The following is a 770-nucleotide window of genomic DNA, read 5'->3' on the forward strand; positions in this document are numbered from 1 at the left end:
ACACCTTCGAGGCGCGGGGGCGTTTGATCGTCGTACCCTCTGGATCGGAGTGGGTGGGGACAAGCCGCAGCTGCGCGAGCTCATGAGCGAGTGTTCGCTCGAGGAGGACCGCCGCCAGCGCGCGCACCTGACGGTGGCCAAGAAGTGCCACCGCACTCGCGACGCCTGGCTTATCGACGACCACTCCCACGCCCTCTCCGTCTACTGTGGGCCGGACTTCACCGTCGACGAGGTCCACCTCATGGAGTCGCACCTGGGTAAGGGGCGCGGTGGTGGACCGCGCTACGACATCGTGGACACCTTCTACTTGCGCTAGGAGGTTCGTGTGAACAGTTTTTGGGTGAAGTCCCCCGATGGGGCAGTAGCGGACGGAGATGGCCCGGGAACTGTCTTGCTGACGATGCTCTGAAATGCCAGATTGAGTTCGTCGAGGAGCGTGGACACGCTGACCACACAATTACCGCCACTGCAACCCCGTACTGAAACCCGAGCATGTCCGCTTGCACGAATAAGCAGCCGATTGATCTCGCCCCGTCGGGTAGTGCGTACATCGACTACACGGCGCCCACCCGGGCGTGGAGCAGGACGGCGAAAGAAAGGCACATGATCCCCATGGGGAGCGCCGTGGGGGCCATACGCGGCCCTTTTCCGTCGGCTGCCGTGCCTATCACGCCGACGGCGACGTATCCGGCGGTGGCGAGGTGCGGTCGGACATAATAATTTGCAGAACCTACTTCCCCCTTACCGGGTCAGCTTCTATGCGGTGGGCT

The 770-nt window shown here is 63.0% G+C and carries 1 protein-coding gene; it reads left to right on the plus strand.

Annotated features, from left to right (window positions below):
- On the plus strand, positions 1-316 hold a 316-nt coding region (locus tag HMPREF0298_RS11235), incomplete at its 5' end, for a 2'-5' RNA ligase family protein (protein WP_040423264.1).
- Between the last annotated feature and the right edge of the window lie 454 nt (positions 317-770).

The sequence above is a fragment of the Corynebacterium lipophiloflavum DSM 44291 genome (assembly GCF_000159635.1).
GTDB classification, from domain to species: Bacteria; Actinomycetota; Actinomycetes; order Mycobacteriales; family Mycobacteriaceae; genus Corynebacterium; species Corynebacterium lipophiloflavum.